This window comes from Desulfosporosinus sp. OT (genome assembly GCF_000224515.1).
GTDB lineage: Bacteria > Bacillota > Desulfitobacteriia > Desulfitobacteriales > Desulfitobacteriaceae > Desulfosporosinus.
Genome location: NZ_AGAF01000105.1, coordinates 1 through 25,508, shown reverse-complemented (window position 1 = coordinate 25,508; position 25,508 = coordinate 1). Strand labels below are relative to the sequence as shown.

Annotated in this window: 20 protein-coding genes and 1 pseudogene; 14 read left to right on the top strand and 7 right to left on the bottom strand. The window is 45.1% G+C overall.

Annotation, left to right across the window (positions count from 1 at the left end):
• Positions 1-15 precede the first annotated feature (15 nt).
• The 7 genes from DOT_RS09320 (at position 16) to carB (ending at position 10,391) form a co-directional block, all read left to right on the top strand.
• Positions 16-1,182: a M20 family metallopeptidase gene (locus tag DOT_RS09320; RefSeq protein WP_009617510.1), complete on the top strand. Its 1,167-nt coding sequence runs from the start codon at positions 16-18 to the stop codon at positions 1,180-1,182.
• A 261-nt stretch (positions 1,183-1,443) separates the two neighbouring features.
• Positions 1,444-2,469 (top strand): N-acetyl-gamma-glutamyl-phosphate reductase, encoded by a 1,026-nt coding sequence (argC, locus tag DOT_RS09315; protein WP_009617509.1) that lies wholly within the window; start codon positions 1,444-1,446, stop codon positions 2,467-2,469.
• Between the two features lie 24 nt (positions 2,470-2,493).
• The gene (gene argJ / locus DOT_RS09310) at positions 2,494-3,753 is read left to right on the top strand and encodes a bifunctional glutamate N-acetyltransferase/amino-acid acetyltransferase ArgJ (protein ID WP_009617508.1); all 1,260 of its coding nucleotides are present in this window, start codon (positions 2,494-2,496) and stop codon (positions 3,751-3,753) included.
• A gap of 17 nt (positions 3,754-3,770) precedes the next feature.
• On the top strand, positions 3,771-4,664 hold the full coding sequence (argB, locus tag DOT_RS09305) for an acetylglutamate kinase (protein WP_009617507.1): 894 nt from the start codon (positions 3,771-3,773) through the stop codon (positions 4,662-4,664).
• Positions 4,665-4,754: 90 nt separating this feature from the next.
• A complete protein-coding gene (locus tag DOT_RS09300) occupies positions 4,755-5,960 on the top strand; it encodes an acetylornithine transaminase (RefSeq protein WP_009617506.1) in 1,206 nt (401 codons plus the stop codon).
• A 143-nt stretch (positions 5,961-6,103) separates the two neighbouring features.
• Positions 6,104-7,204 carry a glutamine-hydrolyzing carbamoyl-phosphate synthase small subunit gene (carA, locus tag DOT_RS09295; RefSeq protein WP_009617505.1) on the top strand — a complete coding sequence of 367 codons (1,101 nt, stop codon included), beginning with the start codon at positions 6,104-6,106 and terminating at the stop codon, positions 7,202-7,204.
• Complete coding sequence (gene carB, locus DOT_RS09290; protein ID WP_009617504.1) at positions 7,194-10,391, top strand: carbamoyl-phosphate synthase large subunit; 3,198 nt, start codon at positions 7,194-7,196, stop codon at positions 10,389-10,391. The genes carA and carB overlap by 11 nt, the downstream gene beginning before the upstream one ends.
• A 262-nt stretch (positions 10,392-10,653) precedes the next feature.
• Here carB and DOT_RS09285 read toward each other — a convergent pair whose 3' ends face one another.
• The 3 genes from DOT_RS09285 to DOT_RS32655 all read right to left on the bottom strand — a co-directional run bounded on the left by DOT_RS09285 (position 10,654) and on the right by DOT_RS32655 (position 12,343).
• Entirely contained in the window at positions 10,654-11,832 is a 1,179-nt protein-coding gene (locus tag DOT_RS09285; protein ID WP_009617502.1) for a zinc ribbon domain-containing protein, read from the bottom strand.
• Between the two features lie 35 nt (positions 11,833-11,867).
• On the bottom strand, positions 11,868-12,059 hold the full coding sequence (locus DOT_RS32660) for a Uma2 family endonuclease (protein ID WP_009617500.1): 192 nt from the start codon (positions 12,057-12,059) through the stop codon (positions 11,868-11,870).
• A 158-nt stretch (positions 12,060-12,217) separates the two neighbouring features.
• Positions 12,218-12,343, bottom strand: coding sequence for a hypothetical protein (locus DOT_RS32655; protein WP_009617496.1), 126 nt, complete (start codon positions 12,341-12,343; stop codon positions 12,218-12,220).
• Positions 12,344-12,796: 453 nt separating this feature from the next.
• Between DOT_RS32655 and argF the strand changes: the two genes are divergently transcribed.
• From argF to DOT_RS09250, 7 genes and pseudogenes are all read left to right on the top strand, one after another.
• A complete protein-coding gene (gene argF, locus DOT_RS09280; protein WP_009617494.1) occupies positions 12,797-13,741 on the top strand; it encodes an ornithine carbamoyltransferase in 945 nt (314 codons plus the stop codon).
• 150 nt (positions 13,742-13,891) lie between these two features.
• Complete coding sequence (locus DOT_RS09275) at positions 13,892-15,100, top strand: argininosuccinate synthase (RefSeq protein WP_009617492.1); 1,209 nt, start codon at positions 13,892-13,894, stop codon at positions 15,098-15,100.
• 215 nt (positions 15,101-15,315) lie between these two features.
• Positions 15,316-16,695 carry an argininosuccinate lyase gene (argH, locus tag DOT_RS09270; protein WP_009617491.1) on the top strand — a complete coding sequence of 460 codons (1,380 nt, stop codon included), beginning with the start codon at positions 15,316-15,318 and terminating at the stop codon, positions 16,693-16,695.
• Positions 16,692-17,105, top strand: coding sequence for a hypothetical protein (locus tag DOT_RS09265; RefSeq protein ID WP_040411732.1), 414 nt, complete (start codon positions 16,692-16,694; stop codon positions 17,103-17,105). Before argH ends, DOT_RS09265 begins: the two co-directional genes overlap by 4 nt.
• Before the next feature lie 635 nt (positions 17,106-17,740).
• Positions 17,741-19,188 (top strand): annotated as a pseudogene (locus DOT_RS09260) (nicotinate phosphoribosyltransferase).
• An 18-nt stretch (positions 19,189-19,206) separates the two neighbouring features.
• Positions 19,207-19,980, top strand: a complete 774-nt coding sequence (gene nadE / locus DOT_RS09255) for an NAD(+) synthase (RefSeq protein WP_009617476.1) — start codon at positions 19,207-19,209, stop codon at positions 19,978-19,980.
• A gap of 1 nt (position 19,981) precedes the next feature.
• Positions 19,982-20,569 carry a hypothetical protein gene (locus DOT_RS09250; protein ID WP_009617474.1) on the top strand — a complete coding sequence of 196 codons (588 nt, stop codon included), beginning with the start codon at positions 19,982-19,984 and terminating at the stop codon, positions 20,567-20,569.
• Positions 20,570-20,602: 33 nt separating this feature from the next.
• Here the strand turns inward: DOT_RS09250 and murC are convergent, their stop codons facing one another.
• The 4 genes from murC to DOT_RS09230 all read right to left on the bottom strand — a co-directional run bounded on the left by murC (position 20,603) and on the right by DOT_RS09230 (position 25,441).
• Positions 20,603-21,955: a UDP-N-acetylmuramate--L-alanine ligase gene (gene murC, locus DOT_RS09245; protein ID WP_040411730.1), complete on the bottom strand. Its 1,353-nt coding sequence runs from the start codon at positions 21,953-21,955 to the stop codon at positions 20,603-20,605.
• Positions 21,956-22,052: 97 nt separating this feature from the next.
• Positions 22,053-22,706 (bottom strand): cytochrome b/b6 domain-containing protein, encoded by a 654-nt coding sequence (locus DOT_RS09240; RefSeq protein ID WP_009617470.1) that lies wholly within the window; start codon positions 22,704-22,706, stop codon positions 22,053-22,055.
• Positions 22,707-22,875: 169 nt separating this feature from the next.
• Positions 22,876-24,279 (bottom strand): nickel-dependent hydrogenase large subunit, encoded by a 1,404-nt coding sequence (locus DOT_RS09235; RefSeq protein ID WP_009617467.1) that lies wholly within the window; start codon positions 24,277-24,279, stop codon positions 22,876-22,878.
• Between the two features lie 37 nt (positions 24,280-24,316).
• Positions 24,317-25,441: a hydrogenase small subunit gene (locus DOT_RS09230; protein WP_009617465.1), complete on the bottom strand. Its 1,125-nt coding sequence runs from the start codon at positions 25,439-25,441 to the stop codon at positions 24,317-24,319.
• Between the last annotated feature and the right edge of the window lie 67 nt (positions 25,442-25,508).

Here is a 25,508-nt window from a genome sequence, read left to right as displayed (position 1 = left end):
GAGATGGGATATCCCATGGATGCGATTAAAGCGTTTTTCAAAGATCAGGCACAGCATCTGCGCAAGGAAGTATGGGAGGTTGCCCGCCAAATCGGGGAGCATCCAGAGCTCGGATATAAGGAATTCTTTGCGTCCGAGGTGTTAAGCCGTTTTCTTCAGCAACATGGGTTTGAAGTAAAACGTGGGATTGCCGGAGTAGAGACAGCTTTTTTGGCTCGATTCTCGGGTACACGTCCAGGTCCTCGGATTGCTTATTTGGCGGAATATGATGCGTTGCCAGAGGTGGGGCATGGCTGTGGACACAACTTAATAGGAGCAGCCAGTGCTGGTGCGGCAGTTGTTTTAAGTAAGAGTTTAGAACTTTCAGGTGAGATTTTAGTCATCGGCTGCCCGGCAGAAGAAACTAGTGGAGCGAAAGTGACCCTCGTTGAGCAAGGAATTTTCAAGAATGTCGACGCTGCAATAATGTTTCATCCAGGAAGTCAAAATGTTCCGGTTATTTCCAGTCTTGCTCTGGATGCGTTGGAATTTACTTTTCACGGACGTGCTGCTCACGCTGTTGCAGCGTCATCTTTTGGGATTAATGCTTTAGATGCAGTTATAAATTTTTTTGTCGGAATCAATGCACTTAAAAAGCAGATCTCGCCGGATATGAAAATTAACGGAATTATTACAGAGGGAGGATCCGTCCCGAATATTATTCCAGAACGTGCTGTAGCACGTTTTTATCTGAGAGCCCGCAAACGCAAGGATTTGGATGAATTGAGAGGAAAAGTGATTCGTTGTGCTGAAGGAGCTGCCTCGATGGTTTCGGCAAAGATGACTTGGCAGAAATTCGAGTTTTCATATGATGAGATGCATACAAACCAGTCATTGGCTGAATGTTTCACGAAAAACCTTCGCGAGTTAGGGGTCAAGCAGATATCTGCCCCTCAAACTGCTATGGGATCTGTGGACATGGGAAATGTCAGTTGGACAGTTCCGGCAATTCATCCGTATTTAACGTTAGGAGCAGGTACAGAAATCCCGCATACTCGAGATTTCGCCCAAGCGGCGCTCTCGTCAGATGGGGAAAACCTTGTGATGCTAGCAATGCAGGTGCTTGCCTTTACAGGTTCGGATGTATTAAGTGATAAAAAACTTTTGCAACAAATAAAGCGGGAGTTTCGATTAGATAGGTGAAATATTGGTTATCCAATGACCATTAAACGAGGTTCGAGGTTCCAATCCCCCAACGATAAGTTCAACATACTTCAGGTTAGTTAAATACTCCACTTGAAGTATGTTTCCTATATCGAATGCTATACGCGGCTAATTGTGGTTCGAAGATTGAAGAACGAAATCTGGGGGGACCCCCTCTTTTTTGTGGCAAAGGATTGTATTTTTATGCGACGATATGTATAATTATAGAAAGAATTAATCCAGAGAATGGAGGGGCACGATATGAAGGTCGGTGTTCTTGGGGCCACAGGTTATGCGGGGCAGGAATTGGTGCGTTTGTTGCAACGTCATGAAGAAGTCAATGATTTGTATCTCTCTTCGTCTAGCGTAGCTGGAGAGGATTATGATTCGGTTTATCCACATTGGAATGGTCAAAATGTAGGGGTTCTGCAGGATGAAAATGTACCGGATCTGGATGTGCTTTTTTGCGCGCTTCCGCATGGGTTAACAGCGGCAAGAACAAGTACTTTCTTATCTCGCAATATAAAAGTCATTGATCTAGGAGCAGACTTTCGATTGAATTCATTCCAGGTTTATGAGGAATGGTATAAGATCAAGCATCCCGCATCAGAGTTACTTAAAGATGCAGTATACGGTTTGCCAGAACTTTATCGCGAGCAAATTAGAGGTCAATCTCTAATCGCCAATCCGGGTTGTTATCCAACAGCGACCTTACTTGCGTTGGTCCCCTTGCTTCGCAAGAATTTGCTTCATACACGAAATGTAATTATTGATGCCAAATCTGGTGTATCCGGGGCAGGGCGAGGGGTCTCATTAGGCTTTCATTATTCTGAGGTTAATGAAAATTTTAAAGCGTATGGGGTGGCTACTCATCGTCATACCCCAGAAATAGAACAAGAACTGTCCCGGGCTGCAGGACAGCCGCTCATCGTTAATTTTACGCCCCACTTAGTTCCTATGACGAGAGGGATGTTGGTTACGATCTATGCTGGGGTTCAGCAAGGAGTTAAAGAGGAAGATCTTCGCGGCTGTTGGCTGGAACAGTATGAAAATGAAGAGTTCATTCATGTTTTGCCGCAGGGGACTTGGCCGCAGACGAAGTTTGCCAGTGGAAGCAATAATGCTTTCTTACAATTGACCGTAGATCAAAGAACAGGAAATGCTGTCTTAATCGCTACGATTGATAATCTAATCAAGGGCGCAGCAGGGCAAGCTATTCAAAATATGAATCTTGTGATGGGATGTACTGAAAGCCAAGGAATTACTGGAACGGCCCTTTGGCCCTAATCCAAAAAAGGAGAGTGTGAATTCGTGGGTAATGTTGATGAATCTTGGAAGTCAATTGAAGGCGGTGTAGCTGCTCCGAAGGGGTTCTATGCGGTCGGCGTCCAGGCAGGAATAAAGTATAAAGATAAATATGATGTTGCGTTGGTTTTTTCGCAAGTTCAAGCGCAAGCTGCTGGCGTATACACTCGAAACCTAGTTAAAGCACACCCTCTTTATTTAACCCAGCGTCATTTGCACGATGGTCTGGCCCAGGCTATTGTAATCAATAGCGGGAATGCCAATGCTTGTGTAGGGGAATCTGGTGATCAAGTCGCGTTGGCGATGGCTGAAGTTGTAGCCATGTATACGGCTATTCCAGTTGAGGATGTTCTGGTGGCCTCGACTGGTGTGATCGGAGTTGAAATGCCCATAGAACGGGTCTTAAATGGAATTCGAACGGCGAGTGCAGAGCTCCTTGGAGATATGGTCAAGGGCATTCGCGGGCAGAAGGACACGACAGATGACGGAGCACATCGGGCCGCGCTCGCTATTATGACGACGGATACGACGGTCAAAGAACATGCCTATGAATTTCCTTGTTCTCAAGGAGGCGTGATCACGATTGGCGGGATGGCTAAGGGGTCAGGCATGATTCATCCGAATATGGGAACCATGTTAGGTTTCTTGACGACGGATGCGAGTATTCCCTCAGCGGAATTGCAGCGTATCTTACGTGAAACAGTCGATGAAAGTTTCAACATGGTGACAGTTGATGGAGATACCAGCACCAATGATATGGTTCTCTTTTTGGCGAATGGGGCCTCTGGGATGACTTTGAGCGGGGAAGATTTGTTGAACTTTGAGAAAATGGTGAAGATGATCTGCACCCAGCTAGCCCAAGATATTGCCCGAGATGGGGAGGGCGCCAGCAAGTTTATGGAAGTCATGGTATCTGGAGCTAAAACAAAAGACGATGCCCGGAAAATTGCCCGGAGTATTTGTGGTTCCAGCTTAGTAAAAACCGCACTCTTCGGTGAAGATGCGAACTGGGGGCGGATTTTTACGGCCGCAGGGTATGCCGGGGCGGAGTTTGACCCCCAAAAAGTGGATATCTTCTTAGGGGATTTAGTCGTCGCTCAAGCAGGAAGAGGGGTTGCATTTTCGGAAGAAAAGGCTAAGGAGATTCTTCAGTTTAAAGACGTTCATATCAACTTGAACCTTCACCTTGGGGAAGAATGCGCAACTGCCTGGGGGTGTGATCTGACCCATGAGTACGTCACAATAAATGGGAGTTATCGAACTTAAGAGTGGAGGTGTTGAAGATGACCCCAATGGAACAGGGCTTAAGCAAAGCTCGGGTTTTAGTGGAAGCCCTTCCGTATATCCAAAAATTTGCAGGCAAGACCGTTGTGATTAAGTATGGCGGCCATGCCATGATTGATCCTGTCTTGAAAGAATCGGTTATCATGGATGTCTTGCTCTTGCATTCGGTTGGGATTCGGCCCGTAGTAGTCCACGGCGGTGGACCGGAGATCAATGCCATGCTGAAGAAAGTTGGGATTGAAAGCCAATTTGTACGGGGATTAAGAGTCACTGATGCGCAAACTATGGAGATTGCGCAAATGGTTTTGTTAGGAAAGTTGAACACCGAGATGGTCTCTCTCCTCAATCGCTTTGGAGGGAAGGGTGTTGGTTTATCCGGTAAAGACGCACAACTACTCATAGCAGCTAAGAAACCCATGCAGATGGCGAATAGCCAAGGCAAGATGGAAGATATTGATCTGGGGTATGTTGGAGAAATCCAAAGCGTTACACCAGATATTTTGCACACTTTACTGGGACAGGGATATATCCCCGTCATTTCTCCAGTCGCCAGTGGAGAAAACGGGGAAACGTATAATGTGAATGCGGACACGGTTGCCGGAAAAGTAGCAGAGGCATTGAAGGCTGATAAGCTGCTTCTGCTGACGGACGTGCGAGGAATACTACGCGATGTAACCGATCCGAACTCTCTCATTTCGACGATTTCCAGAGGAGAAGTGGCCACACTTGTAGACGAAGGAATTCTAAACGGTGGAATGCTACCCAAAGTAGAATGTGCGGTCTCAGCTTTAGAGAGCGGTGTTGGAAGTGTGCATATCCTAGACGGTCGGTTAAGCCATGCTATTTTACTTGAATTGTTTACCGATGGGGGCATTGGAACGATGTTTGCTTGACAGAAGTCAGTGATCAGATGCCAGAAGCCGGAATTAGTGGTTCGTGGTTTGAAGGACGAATAGCGAACTCGAAAATGGGGGTATAAAGAGATGTTAGAAGGCATATCAACTGAAGAAATCATTGAACGCGGAAAAAATGTAGTAATGAATACCTATGGCCGCCTAGCAATGACGATGGTCAAAGGGGATGGCGTATGGGTCTGGGATTCTGAAGGAAAACGTTATTTGGATTTTCTGACGGGTCTAGCGGTCAACTCACTTGGGCATAGCCATCCGGCGATTGTCCATGCTGTGCAAGAACAGGCCACAGAAATTCTGCACACTTCAAATCTATACTGGATACCGAATCAAGTCGCTTTAGCGGAGCGCTTAGTGAAACATTCTTTCGCTGATAAAGTGTTCTTTTGCAACAGCGGGGCAGAGGCTAATGAGTCGGCGATCAAGCTTGCTCGGAAATATGCTAAGAAAAACTTTGGGGCGCACAAATGCGAGGTAGTCTCGTTCAAGAATTCATTTCATGGACGGACCTTGGCAACTCTCACCCTTACAGGACAAACAAAATATCAGGAAGGGTATGATCCGCTTCCTTCAGGATTCTCTTATGCCGCCTTGAATGATATCGAGGACTTAAGATCTAAGGTCAATGAAAATACAGCAGCAGTCTTCATCGAGCCTATTCAGGGTGAAGGGGGAGTAATTCCGGCTGAGACAGCGTTTCTTCAAGCGGCGCGTGCTTTGTGTGACCAATATGGAGCACTATTGATTTTTGATGAGGTGCAGTGCGGCATAGGTCGGACCGGGAAACTCTTTGCTTGTGAATGGAGTGGAGTGGCTCCGGATGTTATGACCTTAGCTAAAGCCTTGGGTGGTGGTGTGCCAATCGGAGCGATGTTGGCCAGAGATGAAGTTGCGCAAGCTTTTCAGCCGGGTGATCATGCTTCAACCTTTGGGGGAAACCCTCTGGCGACTGCGGCAGGGTGTGCCGTCTTAGATGTGATACTCGAAGAAGGATTTTTGGCAGGGGTTCAAGAGAGGTCCTTGTATTTTCGAAAAGGACTCGAGAAACTGGCCCAGAAGTATCAAACAGGTGACCCTGTTCGAGGACAAGGGTTTATCTTAGGATGGCCCGTTTCTAAGCTGGGTCCGGAGATCGTAGAAGCTTGTCGGCAAAAAGGACTTCTGATCAACTGCGTTGGCGGGCAGGTCTTGCGTTTCCTTCCTCCCCTGATTGTTGAGAAACCTGAAATGGATAAGGCCTTGGAGATCTTGGATGAAGTCTTTCAGGAGCTTTGGTAATTCCAGAGTTCAGAGGGCGGAAGCCAGGGTTCAGAGGTAAAACCGAGAACAGGGAGCCAGATTAGACGGTAAGGTCAAAAACTAATGGCAAGAGATATAGGGGATTATAAAATGAATAAGGATTTTTCCCGAGGAGGGATGAAATGAAAGCAGCACTCGTACTTGAGACTGGGAAAGTTTTACTGGGAGAGTCTTTTGGAGCAGCAGGAGAGGCCTTTGGAGAAGTGGTTTTCAATACAGGTATGACGGGCTATCAAGAGGTTCTGACGGACCCCTCTTATGCCGGACAAATGGTATGCATGACTTATCCTCTCATTGGAAATTATGGGATAAACAGACTAGATGACCAATCGGAAAAGGCCCAGGTTCAGGGGTTTATCGTGAAAGAGGCTGCACGTAATCCTAGTCATTGGCAGATGGAGAAGAATCTCTCGAGGACATTGGCTCAAGCCGGAGTTGTCGGTATTAAAGGGATCGATACACGTGCTTTGACGCGGATTATCCGAGAACACGGTGTTTTGCGTGGGGTTATTACAACTGAGACTGAGAACCTAAATGAATTAATTCCAAAGTTGAAAGAATGGCTGGTTCCAGCAGATGTTGTGGCTAAGGTCAGTACCCCGAAAATCTACACCTTACCTCCTGCTCAAGCTGAAATAGATCCGTTTCATGTTGTGGTCATTGATTTCGGAATTAAGAAAAACATTTTACAGGCGATGCAAGAAAGTGGGTTCCGTCTGACAGTCGTTCCGCATAGTGCCTCGGCAGAGCAGATCATAGATCTGCAGCCAGATGGCGTCTTTCTGTCCAATGGGCCAGGAGACCCTAAGGAGGTTGGAGTGGGAATAGAAACGATTCGAGGTTTGATGGGCAAACGACCCATTTTCGGTATTTGCCTTGGGCATCAACTTTTGTCACTCGCTTTGGGGGGGGACACGTATAAGATGAAGTTTGGGCATCGGGGTGGAAATCAACCGGTCCAAGATCTTCAATCCAAAAGAGTGACGATTACCTCCCAAAATCACGGTTACGCTATTGCCGAAGAAAGCTTGGATCAGACTCCCTTGCACATCACCCACCGCAACCTCAATGATCAAAGCGTCGAAGGAGTTAAACATCGGGATTTTCCTGTATTTTCAGTTCAATACCACCCAGAGGCTGGACCAGGACCGAGCGAATCCCTTTATCTTTTTGACGAGTTTGCGCAATTAATGCAGGAATGGAGGGCTAATAATGCCTCTTAACCCGGCGTGGAAAAAGGTCCTGGTCATCGGGTCCGGCCCGATTGTGATTGGGCAAGCCGCAGAATTTGATTATGCCGGGACCCAAGCGTGTAAGGCCCTTCGTGAAGTGGGGATTGAAGTCGTCCTGGTCAACAGTAATCCAGCAACCATCATGACGGATGTAAAAACAGCCGAGATTACCTATATCGAACCTTTGTTGCCTGAGTATTTAGAGAGGATTATCAGCAAAGAACGCCCAGATGCTCTGTTACCCACTCTAGGTGGGCAAACAGGACTTAATCTGGCTATGGAACTCGTCCATAGTGGGGTCTTAAAGCGTTATGACGTGGATCTCATTGGCTGTGATGCTGAAACGATTTACAAAGCAGAAGATCGCGATGCGTTTAAAGAAACGATGCTTTCACTCGGAGAACCTGTAGCCGAGAGTATCATTGTGACAACATTGGAAGAGGGGGCGCTCTTCGCCGAAAAACAGGGATTTCCGTTAATTATTCGCCCAGCTTACACTCTTGGAGGGACGGGCGGAGGAATTGTAAAAAACACCAAAAACTTAGAAGAAATTTTACCAAGAGGGTTGCAGGCCAGTCCGATTGGACAATGCCTCGTGGAGCGAAGTGTGGCAGGTTGGAAGGAAATTGAGTATGAAGTCATGCGGGATGCCGCTGATAACTGTATTACGATTTGCAACATGGAAAATATTGACCCCGTGGGAATTCACACTGGGGATAGTATCGTCGTTGCCCCGTCACAAACGTTAAGCGATGTTGAATATCAGATGCTTAGGGCGTCATCCTTAAAGATTATTCGAGCCTTGGGGGTTAACGGTGGCTGTAATGTTCAATTTGCTTTAAATCCAGTGAGCCGGGAATATGTTGTGATTGAAGTCAATCCTCGAGTAAGCCGCTCAAGTGCGCTCGCTTCGAAAGCGACCGGATATCCAATTGCCAAAATGGCGGCACTTCTGTCCGTAGGATTTACCCTTCCAGAGTTGACAAACCCGGTTACCGGAAATACCAGCGCTTGTTTTGAGCCTGCCCTTGACTATGTGGTTGTCAAGTTCCCTCGTTGGCCTTTCGATAAGTTTCCAGCCGCAGATCATCGTCTCGGTACGCAAATGAAAGCGACCGGAGAGGTGATGGCCATGGAACGAACCTTAGAAGCGGCGCTGCTTAAAGCCGCGCGTTCTTTAGAGATTGGCAGTGTAGGTCTTCGAATTGCAGCCTCTGGAGGCTGGACCGAGATGGAGATCGAAGACAAGCTGTCCATCACGGATCATGAACGTTTTTTTGCAATCGCTGAAGCGTTCCGCCGGGATTGGACAATTATCGAAGTACAAATGCTCACGCAGATAGACCCCTTTTACCTATTTAAAATCAAAGACTTGGTTCTACTTGAACAGCGGTTGCAAAATGAGTCGTTGACGACTGAGTTATTGCATTTCGCTAAAGTCCAAGGATTCTCAGACTTAGCTATTGCCAAACTTACGGGGCGCTCGGAAGAAATGGTTCGTAAGATGCGCTTTGCTGATGGGATTATTCCGGTTTATAAGACCGTGGATACATGTGCAGCAGAGTTTGCCTCTTCAACGCCTTATTACTATTCTAGCTATGAAGAAGAGGATGAGGTGTTGACTGGCACCGGTTCTAAAGTCGTTGTCTTAGGTTCCGGACCTATCCGTATCGGGCAAGGGATCGAATTTGACTATTGCTCCGTCCATGCCCTTACGGCTTTGCAAGAAGCAGGTGTAGAATCTATTATGGTCAATAATAACCCAGAAACGGTATCGACGGATTTTGATACAGCAGACAAATTGTATTTTGAGCCTTTGACGTTGGAAGATGTGCTTCATGTGTTGAATAAAGAGAAGGCTGATGGAGTATTGGTTCAATTTGGAGGACAAACGGCTATTAATTTGGCAGGGCCACTGAATCGTGCCGGAGTTCGAATTTTAGGTACCCAAGTCGACGCGATCGATATGGCAGAGGATCGGGAACGTTTTGCTCAGCTGTTAAGCCATTTAGGAATTCCTCAATCCGAAGGGCGAAGCGTTACAGCTGTAGAGCAGGCTCAAAGAGTTGCAGAGGAACTCGAATTTCCGGTTATCGTTCGCCCTTCTTACGTTATCGGAGGACGTGCTATGCAAGTGGTGGAGAATATTAATGAGCTGGAAGACTATTTGAGGCGGGCGATCCACTTATCCCCTGAACATCCGATTTTGGTGGATAGGTACCTGGAAGGTAAAGAAGTTGAAATCGATGCCGTCTCAGACGGAGAAACCACTGTGATAGCGGGTATTATGGAGCATATTGAGCGGGCGGGAGTCCACTCGGGGGATAGCTTGGCGGTATATCCGCCGCAAAGTTTAACACCAGCTGAAATCGATCAGATTCAAGATTTCACCTGTCGTATTGCCGAAGGAAGCGGCATCAAAGGACTTATCAATATCCAATTTGTAGTCGTTCGAGGCAAGGTGTATGTGCTTGAAGTGAACCCAAGGGCAAGTCGCACAGTGCCGATTCTTTCCAAAGTCACGGGGATTCCCTTAGTTAACCTGGCGGTTCAAGTATCCCTTGGGAAAACCTTGAAAGATTTGGGTTATACGCGGGGCCTTGCACCTGAGGTACCGTTTGTCGTAGTTAAAGCTCCGGTTTTTTCCTTTGAAAAGTTGACCAAAGTCGAAACATCGCTGGGACCTGAAATGAAATCGACCGGTGAGGTCTTAGGGATGGACACTCAATTCGGGCACGCTTTGGCGAAAGCCTTTGCTGCCTCCCATATTCCACTTCCGAACGAGGGAAACATTTTGGTGTCGGTAGGTGAAAAGGACCGCCCAGAGGCGATTACCTTAGCTCGACAACTAGCTCAGCTGGGGTTTGGCGTCAAAGGGACAGGCGACACAGCCAAGGCCCTAGCCTTGTGCGGGGTGAAAGTTGAAGAGGTTAGTGAGTCCAGCGAAGCTCTTCGAGAAGCTGTTCGGCATCGAGAATTTGCCTTTATACTTAGTACGCCTACTAAAGGCAAAACCCCTGAAGTTACAGGTTATTTATTGAGAAGGCTAGCAGCAGAACACAAGGTTCCCTGCTTTACGTCAATGGATACCGCGAAAGCGGTTGTCCGAGCGTTACAAGAGATACGGAGCCAAACCACTCCTCAGGTTCTTTCGTTGCAGGAGTATTTGGAGCTGTAGAGGAGTTTGTAGGGCGGAAGTCTCTCTAGCATCCTACATCGTCGATAGTGTTTATTGTAGGATGCGGCTTCAGTGATAGTCATCCTACGCCGATAGGTATACTCTAGAGATTAGCGACTTCTGCGTAGTCTCCACTGGAGACTATCGTGATTAACACACGCTAAGAAACTCCCATTTGCTTGGGATGAAAAGACTGGGCGCTAATTATTGTAGAAAAAACTCCTGCTGGACGATTTGTCGAGCAGGAGTTTTATTGATCAGGTTAGAGCTTTGTCCCACATTGTGGGCAATAGGCTGTACCCGTATTAGCCCTTCCACAAGAAGGACAATATCGGGGTGAATCTTCAGGGGAGGGAGCAGCAGGAGGCAAAGGCTCTGGTTCTGACTTATGTAAGTCAATCTTGGGTTGGGGAGAGGGGGAATCTATGGCTAATGATTCAGAGGACGGTGGAGTAATTATTGTTTCTTGTGTTACTTGTGCCTCTTGGTAAGGTACGGTCGAATAAGCGGTTGAATAGAGTTGCGGTTCTACATCATCTCTACGGTCATCATCTTCAATTGACAGTACCCAAACAATTGCTAAGACGGCAATAAAGGGGCTGACTACTAGGGAGGCTATTCCTGTGAGGGCGTGTGAAATTCGGCCAAGAATTTGCAGTGCTATTTCAATCAGAATAACGGTTCCAATGTATCCCCAAAGTATCCCCAGGTGCCTCTGGAAGAATCTCCAACTGCCTCTAAGTGCATCCCAAAATCCTTCGTTGCTGTGGGCTAAAAGGTATATGGTAGATGTGATAAGCCAGGGTAATGCATATAAGCCGATAGCAGTAATAAAAAGCCCGTAAACAATTAAGAAAGCCACGAGCGTGTAGTGAGAGTGGCTCATGGTATAGGCGCCAAACAGCCCAATGATTAAGAGGAGCAGCTTGATCAGAAGAAGAAAACCTTGCCAGCCAAGGATACGGAAAAAACCTTTAAACTTAAAATCTTTGAAAGTTACCTTTTCTCTATAGGCCTTAGCGGTCAAGTTGAATAGTCCAGTATAAAAAGCGGATCCGAATAACCAACCGACAATAAGTATCAACAAAAAAATTCCGGCTACGCTTTCAGCAGCCGATAGAAGATTGGGTAAACTACTCAATGGCCCGCCGAAGAAGTTAAAGGGACCTAGATTTGATGATCCGAACGGGCCAACAAAGGGACTTAAATCTGGGGTTGGAGGTATCCCGGGGACAGGCATCCCAGATGAAAATGAGCTACCATTGCTATGAGGAATAGCCCAGCCAAATTGGCGCAATTGGGCTATAACACCCATAACCGTGGCAACTATTAAAACAACACCAATGCCTAAGAAAATGAAGGACCAGCCATACAAGGGGAGAGCTTCTCTCTTAAATGTTGTCCAAGCCAATTTAATACGTTCGGACCAGGTCAAGGTCATGTGCATTCCTCCCTAAATACCTTCAGATACTGGTTTCAAATCAAAACAATAAGATCAGTAAGAATAGAGCCTCTTATCTTGTCATCCTCGGTATATATCTCTGGGCGACCATATCTTCGATCATTTTGGAGTACAAAGACACTTACCAGTTTTCCCTCGGGTTCAACAATCCAATATTCTCTAACGCCTGCTTTTTCATAACTATTGAACTTTATGAATCGGTCCATTTTAATTGAGAAAATGGCGATAAGATTTCAAACTGATCATATCAGGAGCACCATTACAGCCCTTTTCGTCAAGTTTAGATTATCGCATACAATAGTAATATCCGGCTCAACGACTCTTTTAGTATTCTCATTTTCTTTTTCATCATCCATCGTTAATCTTACACAAAATAGCGCAGGATAGACTTTGCAGGGTTTATCTGAAAGGGAATCTCCCAGCTTTCATCTTCCTGCCAAGTGAGATAAGAGTATGAATATTCTTCTCCCTCACCTTGTGATAACGGCATAAAATAACTCCCATTATTCTACTGTAAGAAACCAGGAAGTCTGAATGGTTCTGGTTTTTGGTTTCGCTGAAACTGTTGGTTGTGAAAGAATGCTATCCCTCAATCGAGGTAAAGACTTGTTTGAATAAAGTAATTATGAGTGTGACTGTGGGTGTCAAATCAAGGGTTATGGATCGAACTTTCCTTAATTCTTATATTATACCAGATTTTAGATCTGCTTTCATCTCATAACTTGACAGATTCTTGAAGCTTATGCCTTGAAGGTACTTTTGCAGCATTGTATACTAAGTAAGATTCAAGAAATATAACTGTATGTACTAGCTCACAGAGGTATCGGAATTTTATGGAATTTGGTTATGGTATAATCCTAACCATGTGAAAAAAGTGATTTTAAGTATTGTATTATTATACATAAAAAAGTATAATAATTCATAACGAAGGGATGGGTGACACATGAAAACAATAGAGCGATCAATATTCAAAGGACGGGACTTTATATCGCTTCATGATTTTTCTCAAGATGAATTAAGTTGCATTTTAGATGTAGCTAGAGAAATTAAAGCAGAACAAAAAGCCGGACGGCCCCATACAATTCTTCAAGGTAAGACCTTGGGGATGATTTTTACGAAGTCCTCTACACGGACCCGGGTTTCCTTCGAGGTAGGAATGTACCAACTCGGAGGGCATGCGCTCTTTCTTAGCGGACGGGATATCCAATTGGGAAGAGGAGAAACGATTGCTGACACGGCGCGTACTCTTTCTCGAATGGTCGATGGAATTATGATACGGACCTTTAGTCATCAAGAAGTCTTAGATTTGGCGAAGTTTGCTACGATTCCGATTATCAATGGATTGACTGACTTACTTCATCCCTGTCAGGTTCTGGCAGATCTCATGACCATTCAGGAGTATAAAGGTCGCTTAGCGGGCTTGAAGCTAGCCTACATTGGAGATGGTAACAACATGGCTCATTCGCTGCTGTTTGGCGGAGCGAAGATGGGATTGAATGTAGTTATTGCTTCTCCTCAGGGGTACAAGCCGGATCCATCGGTTGTTGCCTTGGCCCAGGCGGACGCCAAAGAAAACGGCGGTTCTGTAGAAGTGATTGATGATCCTTTAGAAGCTGTTAAAGGTGCAGATGTGCTTTATACGGATGTTTGGGCCAGCATGGGTCAAGAAGAAGAGGCAAAAGTGCGTATGACGGCTTTTGAAGGGTATCAGATTAATTCAGATGTAATGAAACGAGCGGACCAATCCGCCATCGTTATGCATTGCCTTCCAGCTCATCGGGGAGAGGAAATTACAGATGAAGTAATTGAAGGGCCCCAATCTGTAGTATTTGATGAAGCAGAAAATCGTCTGCATGCTCAGAAAGCGATTATGGCGTTAGTGATCTAGGCAGAAGGCAAGTCAAGGATCATTTCCAACTTGCATGCCTCTTAAATCGAAGGATTTGAGTCAAAACAAATAGTTTTTAGGTTAAATGTGTACTATAATCAGTAGATTAACACGACGATATTAATACAAGGAAAAAAGGGAGATCGGACAATGAAAAAAGTCGTTTTGGCCTATTCCGGTGGGTTGGATACTTCTATTATTATTCCCTGGCTTAAGGAAACTTATGGGTATGACGTAATTGCCATGGCAGCAGATCTCGGGCAAGGGGAAGAGTTGGCTCCCCTTCAGGAAAAGGCTACCAAAAGTGGGGCAAGCAAACTGTATATCGAAGATCTGAGAGAAGAATTTATCACGAAGTTTATCTTTCCGACTTTAAAGGCCGGAGCAGTTTATGAAGGAAAGTATCTTTTAGGGACTTCCTTTGCCCGTCCTCTGATTGCTCGTCGTTTAGTGGAAATTGCTGAGCAGGAAGGTGCCGTTGCGATAGCTCATGGCGCAACGGGCAAAGGAAATGACCAGGTTCGCTTTGAAGTGAGTGTTAAAGCACTTAATCCCGATTTGGAGATTATTGCTCCCTGGCGGATTTGGGATCTCAAGTCCCGAGAAGATTGCATCGACTATGCTGAAGCACGTGGAATTCCTGTCCCAGTGACCAAAGATCGTCCTTATAGCATGGATCGCAACCTATGGCATTTAAGCCATGAGGGTGGGGACTTGGAAGATCCGTGGAATGAACCGATTCGTGACCTTTATTTACTGGGTGTTTCCCCAGAGGATGCGCCCGATGAGGCGACTTACCTCGAACTTGGGTTTGAACAAGGGGTGCCCACAACTTTAGATGGTAAGACGATCGCTCCTGTCGCTTTATTGGAAACCCTCAACGAAATGGGTGGAAAAAACGGGATCGGAATTGTCGATATGGTAGAAAACCGCCTCGTTGGGATGAAATCGCGTGGCGTGTATGAGACACCGGGCGGAACAATTCTTTATATGGCTCATCAGGCTTTAGAACATCTTACACTGGATCGTCTTACGCTCCATTACAAAGAACAAATAGCCTTAAAGTATGCGGAAATTGTTTATGATGGAGTATGGTATTCCCCGCTTCGTGAAGCTTTAGATGCCTTTGTCGATGTGACCCAGAAAAACGTTACAGGTACGGTACGAGTGAAATTATACAAAGGTAATTGTACATTAGCGGGTGTAAAATCCCCCTATTCGCTCTATAATGAAGCGTTCGCAACGTTCGGTGAAGACGGCGTATATGATCAAAAGGATGCGGGCGGATTTATTAATCTCTTTGGTTTACCATTAAAAGTAAGAGCTTTAATGGAGAAACAGTCAGGGTTGCGTAAATAAGAGCGAAGATTAGCCAGCGCCGGTATCCGGCGCTTTCTTTTATATAGTCAGAATGCATAACTTTGCAGGGGCAATTTTGAATCGCTTCTACGGAATAAGTTCAGATAAGAGATCCGTCCCCCTGTTTCGCCTAGACAGTTAGCTGAATTAAAGGTATAAAAGATAGAGAAGACGTACAAAGATACAAAAAGCAACGAATGAAAGGAAGATGCAACGTGAAACTCTGGGGAGGACGTTTTGAAAAGACTACGGATGCATTGGTGGAAGATTTTCATTCCTCAATTCGCTTCGACCAACGCTTGTACAAACAAGATATCCTAGGGAGTATCGCCCATGCTAGAATGCTCGGTAGTGTTGGGGTTATCTCTGAGGATGAAGCAAAACATCTAATTGAAGGACTTAGAGAAATTTTAGAAGATATTCAGGCAGGAAATGTGGAGTTCGAGATTGGTGCTGAAGATATCCACATGAATGTTGAGAAGCTTTTAACTGAGCGAATTGGACCAGTGGGAAAGAAACTACATACGGGACGTAGCCGGAATGACCAAGTTGCCTTAGATCTAAGACTCTATTTGAGGGAGGAGATTGACCAAACTAAGAATTTAGTGGAACAGTTGCTGCAAACGCTTCTTCATTTAGCGGAAGAGCATCTTGAAACCTGGATGCCCGGATATACGCATTTACAAAAGGCACAGCCGATCACGTTGGCCCATCATTTAATGGCCTATGTGCAAATGTTTTTGCGTGATCTCGGTCGACTCAAAGATACACGGAAACGTTTAAATAGTTCTCCGCTTGGATCAGGGGCTATGGCCGGAACGACGTTCCCGCTTGATCGTGCTAAAGTGGCTCAGGAACTGGGTTTTGATGGGGTGACCTTAAACAGCTTAGATGGGGTGAGTGATCGGGATTTTGCCTTGGAATTTTTAGCAGCCGCATCCATCCTAATGATGCATCTTAGCCGTTTGTGTGAGGAACTTGTTATTTGGTCCAGTGGGGAATTTCAATTTATCTCCATGGATGATGGGTATTCCACAGGGTCAAGTATCATGCCGCAAAAGAAAAACCCTGATGTGGCAGAACTGGTGAGAGGAAAAACGGGACGGGTATATGGTGATCTGGTTGCACTCTTGACCGTTATGAAAGGGCTTCCGCTCGCTTATAACAAAGATATGCAAGAAGACAAAGAACAGGTCTTTGATGCGGTGGATACGATTCAAAAGTCTTTGTTGGTGGTAGAACCGATGCTGAGAACGATGCAAGTACACAAGGATACGATGGCTTATGGAGCTAAAGGTGGGTTTACTAATGCAACGGATCTTGCAGACTATATGGCTAAGAAAGGGGTACCTTTCCGTGAAGCTCATGAGTTAGTCGGTCGGATCGTATTACACTGTAGTAAAAAGGGAATTGGGTTGGAAGAGTTGAGTTTAAGTGAATATCAGGAGCTTTCCCCTATTTTTGATGAGGATCTGTTTGAATCCATCGGGATTGAGCATTGCGTCCGCGCTCGAAGGATCACTGGAGGTCCTTCGCCAGAAACTGTTGCTGAGGGAATCAAGGTTAGTTGGGAAATAATGAAGGGACTTGTGTGAGGGACTTGTGTGTCACAGCGCTCAGTCTTACGACGCAGAGCAAACTAGCCGTGAAAGCTCCTGTTTTTGGGGAGCGGGGTGCATCCTTCGGCGATAGCATTATTTTAAAGAACCCGCCTACGGCGATAATCTCCACTGGAGACTATCGTGCCAAAAGCGCCATCCTTGGCGCATTGGCGGCAGCGCACATCCGCTGGCCCGAAGACACTGTCTTCGCACGAATTAGCCTTCTTGCAGGATGGCCGAGTGTCCCTGAAGCCCACGAAACGCATGGATTACCCTTCTTGCAGACACGGTCTTCGCACGTATTAACCTTCTTGCAGACACGGTCTTCGCACGTATTAACCTTCTTGCAGGATGGCGAGAAGGGACCTTGTGCGCTGCCCCGTGTCTGGGGTCGGTCGCTTTAACGGAGTTTGCTGATTCTGCTAACGTAAAGACTTCACGCTCGTGTCACACTGCGTCCTAGGCTGGGGTCGGGGAACGAAATGTTGGGAGGACGGCACATTTTATGTGCACCGTCTGTTTTGAGTTGGGTGCTTTATTTAACAGAGTTTGCTGATTCTGCCAACGTAAAGACTTCACGCTCGTGTCACACTGCGCCCTAGATTGGGGTCGGGGAATGAAATGTTGGGAGGATTGGCACATTTCATGTGCGCTGTCTAGTGCAGATTGATAGGACCTGTGTCACACTGTGTATTTAGACTTAAGAACAGTGAATGTTGAAAAAACTGTGCATAATGTGGATAAGTTTGTGGACAATATCAAAATAAATCGGTTTTTGACGTGGATAAACCTAATTAGACAATGAATAAGTGAACATAACCTGTGGATAACTCGTTGAGAAACTTTTTGGAGTGCAGTCTTTTAAGTTCTTAACTTCGGGAAATTTCACTTTAGGTTTTTATTTTGTATTAAAAGAAGGAAATACTGACTGAAAGGTCGAAATTCTCACGCATGATTTTATTAAGATATTACATGCTATAGATTAAGAGTTAAGTAATTCAAACTATGGAGTGTGAGTGTGAAGCGAGGCTATTGATCAATGGAAAATCTAACAATGTTAACAGATCTTTATCAATTAACGATGATGCAGGGTCATTTAGTCAACGGATATCAGCATAAGGAAGCCGTATTTGATGTCTTCTTTCGCACACTTCCGTTTCAAGGGGGGTATGCTCTAGCTGCAGGGCTTGAACAGGTTGTAGAATATATTGAAAAGCTAACGTTTAGTGAAGAGAATTTGGTGTATTTAAGAAGTCTGAATCTTTTTAATGAGGATTTCATCGAAGAACTGCGTAACTTCCGTTTTACAGGGGACATAGATGCGGTTCCGGAAGGGACGCCAGTTTTTCCCTTTGAACCACTTATTCGGGTCAAGGGGCGCATTTTTGAGACGCAGCTTCTTGAGACTGCTATTTTGAATTTGGTTAACTTTGAGACCTTGATTGCAACGAAAGCTTCTCGTGTGATGGCAGCGGCAGACGGGGCATCGGTTATGGAGTTTGGTTTGCGAAGGGCGCAGGGACCAGATGCGGGAATTCTGGGAGCACGAGCGGCGTTTATCGGAGGATGTCAATCTACGTCAAATGTTTTGGCAGGAGAACGTTATGGTATACCCGTTTCAGGAACCCAGGCACATAGCTGGATTCAGTGTTTCCCATCGGAATTAGAGGCATTCCGAGCGTTTGCACGTACTTTTCCAGATAGCTGCTTGTTATTGGTGGATACCTATAGCGCACTTGAATCTGGTGTCCCCAATGCTATTAAGGTCGGGCTTGAACTGGAAGCAGAAGGGCATCATTTTCAAGGAATACGTTTAGATAGTGGGGATTTAACATATTTGTCCAGAGAAGCCCGTCGTATGCTCGACGAAGCAGGACTCAAGAATGCGATTATCGTAGGATCTAATGATTTAGACGAAGAGACTATTTTCGCCGTCCGTGCTCAAGGAGCGAAAATTGATGCTTGGGGCGTCGGAACCCATCTCATTACTTCTAAAGATAGCCCCTCATTAGGAGGAGTATACAAACTGGCAGCTGAAGGAGAGCAAGGCGTTTTTCATCCTCGTTTAAAGGTCTCTGAAAACATATCTAAGATCACAAACCCGGGAATAAAAAAATAGTACGTTTTTATGATCAAGCTGGAAAATCAATGGCGGATCTCATTGCTTTAGAAGATGAAGTGTTCGTCGAGGGAAAACCGCTAACTATTTTCGATCCCATTCAGACGTGGAAACGAAAAACCCTAACAAATTTTCAGACGCGAGAACTTTTAATTCCAGTATTTAGAGGTGGAAAGCGGGTTTGTGAATTACCAAAGCTCAAAGATATTCAGACCTATGCTAGAAAGGAATTAGATACTTTCTGGGATGAAGTTAAACGCTTAACGAATCCGCACCGCTATATTGTTGATTTATCAACTAATCTCTTTGAATTGAAACAACAGTTACTCTTAACGATCCATAAAGATATTAAAGCAAGCAAATTATAATTAGGAGGTTGAGTAAAGATGTGGACAGATGATCAATTAACAGAGCGTATTAATCAAGCAGTGGACTGGTTGCGAGAAAAGGTCACTGAGGCAAATGCAAAAGGTGTAGTGGTAGGGATCTCCGGGGGAGTTGACTCTGCTGTGGTTGCAGGGCTTTGTCAACAAGCATTTCCGGATAATTGTATCGCAGTAATTATGCCTAGTCATTCTAATCCAGAAGATAAAGAAGATGCATTTTGGGTTGCTGAAGGCTATGATTTAAGACCTTTGGAAGTGGACCTAAGTGATGTTCATACGAAGATATTTGAACAGGTCAAGAGAGGTTTGGAAAATCAAGGATGCAATTTAGTGGGAGAAAAAATGAGCCAAGGAAATTTAAAGGCTCGTTTACGTATGTCCACGTTGTATACCGTCGCAAATGCTCTGAATTATGTCGTGGTAGGGACAGATAATGCCCCCGAGAGTTATACCGGGTATTTTACTAAATATGGCGACGGCGGTGTGGATCTCTTGCCGATTAGTTCGCTCACCAAAACAGAGGTGCGCGCTTGGGCGAGGATGTTGGGACTTCCTGTGAACATTGCTACCCGTGTTCCTACAGCAGGACTATGGCCAGGACAGACGGACGAATCAGAAATGGGGCTAACCTATGATTTGATTGATCGTTACTTATTGGGAGAAGAGGTCCCGCCTGAGGAAAAAGAACGCATCGAAACCTTACATCGTCAGAGTGAACATAAACGCAATCTTCCTCCCAGTCTTGAACTTCCTAAACTAGAGAGGTTGGACTGACGTGCGTATTGGAGTAGATATTGACGGCGTCGTTTCCGATAGTTACCCGGTTTGGTTGCAAGAATTGAATCTGCACTATGGAAAGAATATTACGGTCATCACCGATTATCAATTGCATTTAGTTTTTGATGTTCCGAGTGATGATATGAACAACTTTTTTGTGGGTAATGTGGAACGCTTGCTTATGACGCCTAATCCTGTTCCCGGCGCTAAAGAAGGGATTGAATCCCTTCTCAGAGAGGGGCATGAGGTTATTTATGTTACGGCTCGAACACCTGAAGAGAAAGAAATCACAGTGCAGTGGCTTAGTAAGCATGAAATTCCTCACGAACACGAACGTGTTCTTTTCTCAGGGTTTAAGAGTAAAGTAGATTTAGTTAAGCAATGGGGAATCGAGGTTTTTATCGAGGATTATCAAGTGAATGCTAAGGCGATTGCTGAATGCGGAGTTCCTGTATTATTACTGAATGCCAGTTATAACCAAGAGAAGCAACTCTCATCGGGTATAACACGTTGTCAAAGTTGGAATGAGATTCTAGAAAGAATGCGGGCAGTTCAATCCAAAGAAAAAGGGTCAGCCATTAAATAATGGTTAACCCTTTTTCTTTGGGAATACAGCGACTTAACCGACAATTCCTAATCCGACTTTATAAATATCTCCTGCTCCTAAAGTAAGGACAAGATCTTCGGGGGCAATTGTTTCGGTAAGGTAAACTTTAATTTCATCCAATGTCCCAATGTAACTAGCCTGAATGCCTTGTTGTTGGATCAACGTGGCTAAGGTAACGGGAGAAACGGTGTGATGTTCCTGTTCACGGGCTGAGGAGAAAATGTCAGCAATAACAACTTCATCTGCTCCTTGAAAAGCTTGCGAAAATTCTAGTAAGAGCTTCTCAGTTCGGCTAAAAGTATGGGGTTGGAAAATGGCGCGAATGCGGCGATCAGGGAAGGAGAGTCGGGCGCCTTCTAAAGTAGTACGGATTTCTGTTGGATGGTGAGCATAGTCATCAACGATTAAAGCGCCATTTTGGTTACTGCCAATATGCTCAAAGCGACGTTTCGTCCCACTGAACAGGCTCAGGCTACTTAAGATTTGTTCAATGGGGATACCAATCTCATGGCATACGGCAATCGTTGCTAAGGCATTAATAATATTATGTCTGCCCGAGACATTAAGAGCTAGATCTCCAACATATTGCCCTTTAAGCATAATTTTCATAGAACTTCTTTCGTCCTTGAATACGATCTCCGTTGCTCGAACATCTGCAGATTCGGAGAGGCCAAAGGTCGTAATCGGTGCGGATCCTATAATAGATTGTAGGCTCGGCTCTTCGGTCCAGATGTATATATGCCCGTGTGTAGGTACCTTTTTTGCCAATTCAGCAAACGCTGAAATAACATCTTCCAGGTCATTAAAATAATCGGGGTGATCAAATTCGATATTGGTTATAATCAAGTGCTCAGGGGAGTAATTAAGAAAATGGCGTCGATATTCACAGGACTCTGCTAAGAAAAATTCCCCTTTTCCGGAGTGAGCATTTCCACCAATACTCGGGACGTCACTGCCGACAACGATGGTTGGATCTAATTCTGCTTGGAGCATGACCAGACCTATCATGGCGGTCGTCGTAGTTTTACCATGAGTACCAGTTACGGAAATACCACGTTTTTTGGAAAGTAAACGGCCGAGATATTGGGGATAAGTCAAGACTGGAATATTTAGTTCCATAGCTCGGGCAATCTCGGGATGTTGATTTGTATAGGCTGCAGAGGTGACCACTAAGTCCACGTTTTCTATGTTGCTAGGAGAAAAACTCAAAACGGGAATTTGGGCACGTTTAAGGACACTGTCTGTATAAAAACTTTCTTCGACATCAGATCCGGTAATGATCGCATCTTCGATTTGAGCGCTGATTTGAGCTAAAGCACTCATCCCGGTACCTTTTATTCCAACAAAATGAATATGTAATGCCAAAACATATCGTCCCTTCCGTGTATAAACTCTACCCCCCATTATACCCAAACTTAAAGTAAAAAGTATCATTTTATACGAGGAAAATTTTTACTAGCTGTTATTTAGGAGGGGGTTTCCGCTCGTAGCCAGTGATCATGGCCTGAAGACGGCTGATATCTTCGGTTAGACTTAAATAAATGTGGACAGGGATTGTCGCCAGAAAATAGATTGTAATGGTAAACTTTATCCAACGGAGGACTTGAAAACCACCTACCAACCGCCAAACCCAAATAAGATGTTGCCCTTGCCAATAAGAGGCTAAGCCGAGTAGACTTGCAATCAGAAAAAGAAGCACCCATGAAAAATAGATCAAAAGCTGCCCGCTATTATATTTTTTGCTTGGCGGAGGAGTAGACCGAAGGAAGAAATAATAGGCCATGAGTTTCGGGAATCGCTTAAGATCATGAATTCTTGGGATTAGAGAATAATCATGCCTGAGCAGAGTATCTACAATGCGTATAGCCATAAATCCCAATGCAAACCAGGCAGAGGCGATATGAGCTATCAAAACTTTCCCATAGTTTAAGGCTAAGAAGCTTGCGGGTTTGTGTAATTCTAGGCCAGTCAAAATGAGCACAGTTAGACTAGCAGCGAAGCCCCAATGAAAAACTCTAACCCAAATTGGCTGAAATGGGATAATCTTTCCCTTTATATTTCCCTGTTTAAGTTGTCTTATGACAGCTTTTCTCATTTTCACATGTCGTTGCTTCATGTTTTACCGTGCCCTCAAAAAAGATTTATCCGATGACTAACCGCCACTAGGACTTGTATTTCTTAAGTGCCAGACAAGTGACGCTAAGCCCCTCGATAAGTTCAACTGAACTTCAGATGGAGTTGAAACTCCACTTGAAGTAAGTGTCCTATATCCGATGAATTCTTGATTAGACGGGTATTTTTAAGGCGCGTAAATTTTCTCCGTCAATGAGATGAACACTACACGAGAAGCAAGGATCATAGGAGCGAATGACTCGGCCAGCTTCTTTAAGGTCCTCGGATTGTATTTTTAAGCCGAGTAGAGATGATTCCCCGACGCTGCGGGTTCCTTTTTCATCACGTGCACCAAAATTTAGAGCAGAAGGCGTAACAATTTGGTAGTGCTTAACTCGTTGGTTCTCTACAGCGACCCAATGCCCTAAGCTCCCGCGCATGACTTCATGAAGCCCAATTCCTACCCCAGAATCCTGTCCTATTTTTGTATCAAGCGTCTCCGCCCCAGGCTCCAGACGATTGAGCCAATCTAGAGCAGTTATAGCTATTTTTTTGAGTTCAAGTGCACGTGCCCATAACCGAGCGATTGCGCCATGACCGATGACCTTTTCCTTGTTGATAATAGCCCGTGCCAAAGGGCCTACTTCCACAGGTTGACCGCGGTAACGAGGAGATTTAACCCAGGTGTATCCTTTGGGTTGGCTGCGGTCGGGGATTGTATCCTCTTCCATGGGATGAAGGGGACCATGAGGTTTATACCAAGCATTTGTAACATCTTCCGTTACTTGTTTTTCGTCAAAGCCTTCTCGTTTCCCTTCAAGGATTACGCCATGGGAAAAAAGTGTACTTCCTTCTGCATTTGGAAACCCTCCGACGGACATATAATTCCCTACCCCTTTACCCAGGTCAATGTACTCGGGATAGCGCTCCATAATCAGTACAATATCAGGGAGCAAGACATCATCAATAAATTTTATGACCTCCATCAGATACCCGCGATAACGATTCACCTTATCGGCATCAACCTCCATAGTGGCACCACCGGGAACAAGCCCATGACCATGAGGTGCCTTGCCTCCAAAAACTGCAAAAGCAGCATGGGCAACACGAGAAATATCGATAGCCTTGAAATAGTGATCAGTCAGAGTTATATTCTCTTTGCTGGATAAACGTAGGTCTGATTCTGAATGAGGAATAAATGGAGCAATATCTGGGCCACGAAAATAGTCTGGCAGGGCATATAGATAAAGGTGACGAAGATGGTTCTGGATTAAATCACTGGCCAGAATCAGATTCCGAATTAAGAGCCCATTGGGGGGGACGTTCATCCCTAAAGCCTTTTCTATCGCCAGCGAGGCTGTTACAGCATGAGCAGATGAACATATGCCACAAATACGTTGAGTATAATAAGGCATATCCATGGCAGAACGTCCAATTAATATCTGCTCGAACCCTCGATAGAGTGTATCCGAAATAAAAGCATCTTTTATTTCACCGCCTTCAAGCCAAGCCTCCAATAACATGGGATTGTGAATTCGGGATACAGGAAAGATCGTTTTCTTCTCCAGAATAGTCACTCCTTGTTTGGCACATGCCAGCTAGTTTTTTTCGAATTTACCTGGTTTTTTTCTTTAATCGATACTGATGGAAGGTTTTAACCTTTTTAAGGGAAGGTCGATGTTTAACCTTGACGGTAGATCTTAGTAGATTTTTTTGGATTCGTCCTTTAGAGAGGGACGTGGTAATATGTCCAACAATAGCTACGGATGTCACTCCTAAGACTCCAAGTCCAATTTTGTCTGTAGCAACTTTTGTCCCACCAGGAAAAGGAATGTCGGGTGAGTGAGCAGTAAATGGTGACATTAAATCGGGGTAACCAGGTTCAGTACACCCTATACAAGGCGTATTACAGCCGATTGGCCAATTGAAACGGTCATTCCAACGGCGGACCGGGCAGTCGGCATAGGTAACCGGTCCTTTACAGCCAACACGAAAAAGGCATTCCTTCTGTCCGATCTCTGTGGCAAAAATCCCTTGGTCATAATAGCGTCGGCGAGGGCAGCGGTTATGGACGGTTTCTCCATAAAATAGTTTGGGTCGTCCATATTTTTCAAGTTCAGGTTCACCATATAAGGCTAAATGAAGTAGAGTCCCCATAATCCAATCTGGATGAGCGGGACATCCGGAAATGTTAATGACCCTCCGTTCAGGAAGGATGTTTTGTACGCCCGTTGCCTGGCTTGGATTAGGGTAACCGGAAACTGGGCCGCCATATGTGGCACAGCTCCCAATGGCGACGACGTATTTTGCTTTAAGCGCAATGCGGCGAACAAGGTCTAGCCCTGTAATTAGTTTTCCATTATCATAAGCAACATGGTTATAATGACCGCCGTCGCGCTGGATCATAGCGCCTTGGACAATGAGAATATATTCGTTGGGCATCGTTTCGTATGTTTCTTGAAGAACTTGATAGGCAGCATCTCCCTGGGTTTGCATCATGCTCCAATCATAGCGCCAATCAGTAATGTTTGAGAGGATATCTGAAAAAGTCGGCGTCCAAATATTATCAAGGGAGATACTGTCCCCAGTACAAGTGCCTGTCTCAATCATCACCACCGGAAGTTTATTAACTTCACCTGCTGCTACTGCTTGTGCTAGAGGAGGGGTAATGAGCTGATAAAAGTTACCAAGAATAGCTCCTTTAACGACTAATTTTAAGAAATCGCGTCTACTTAGCATTTCACTCCCCCTTGAAAGGGTATTATTTCCACAAAGGGCCAGATAAACACAGACTTTTAGTTATAGT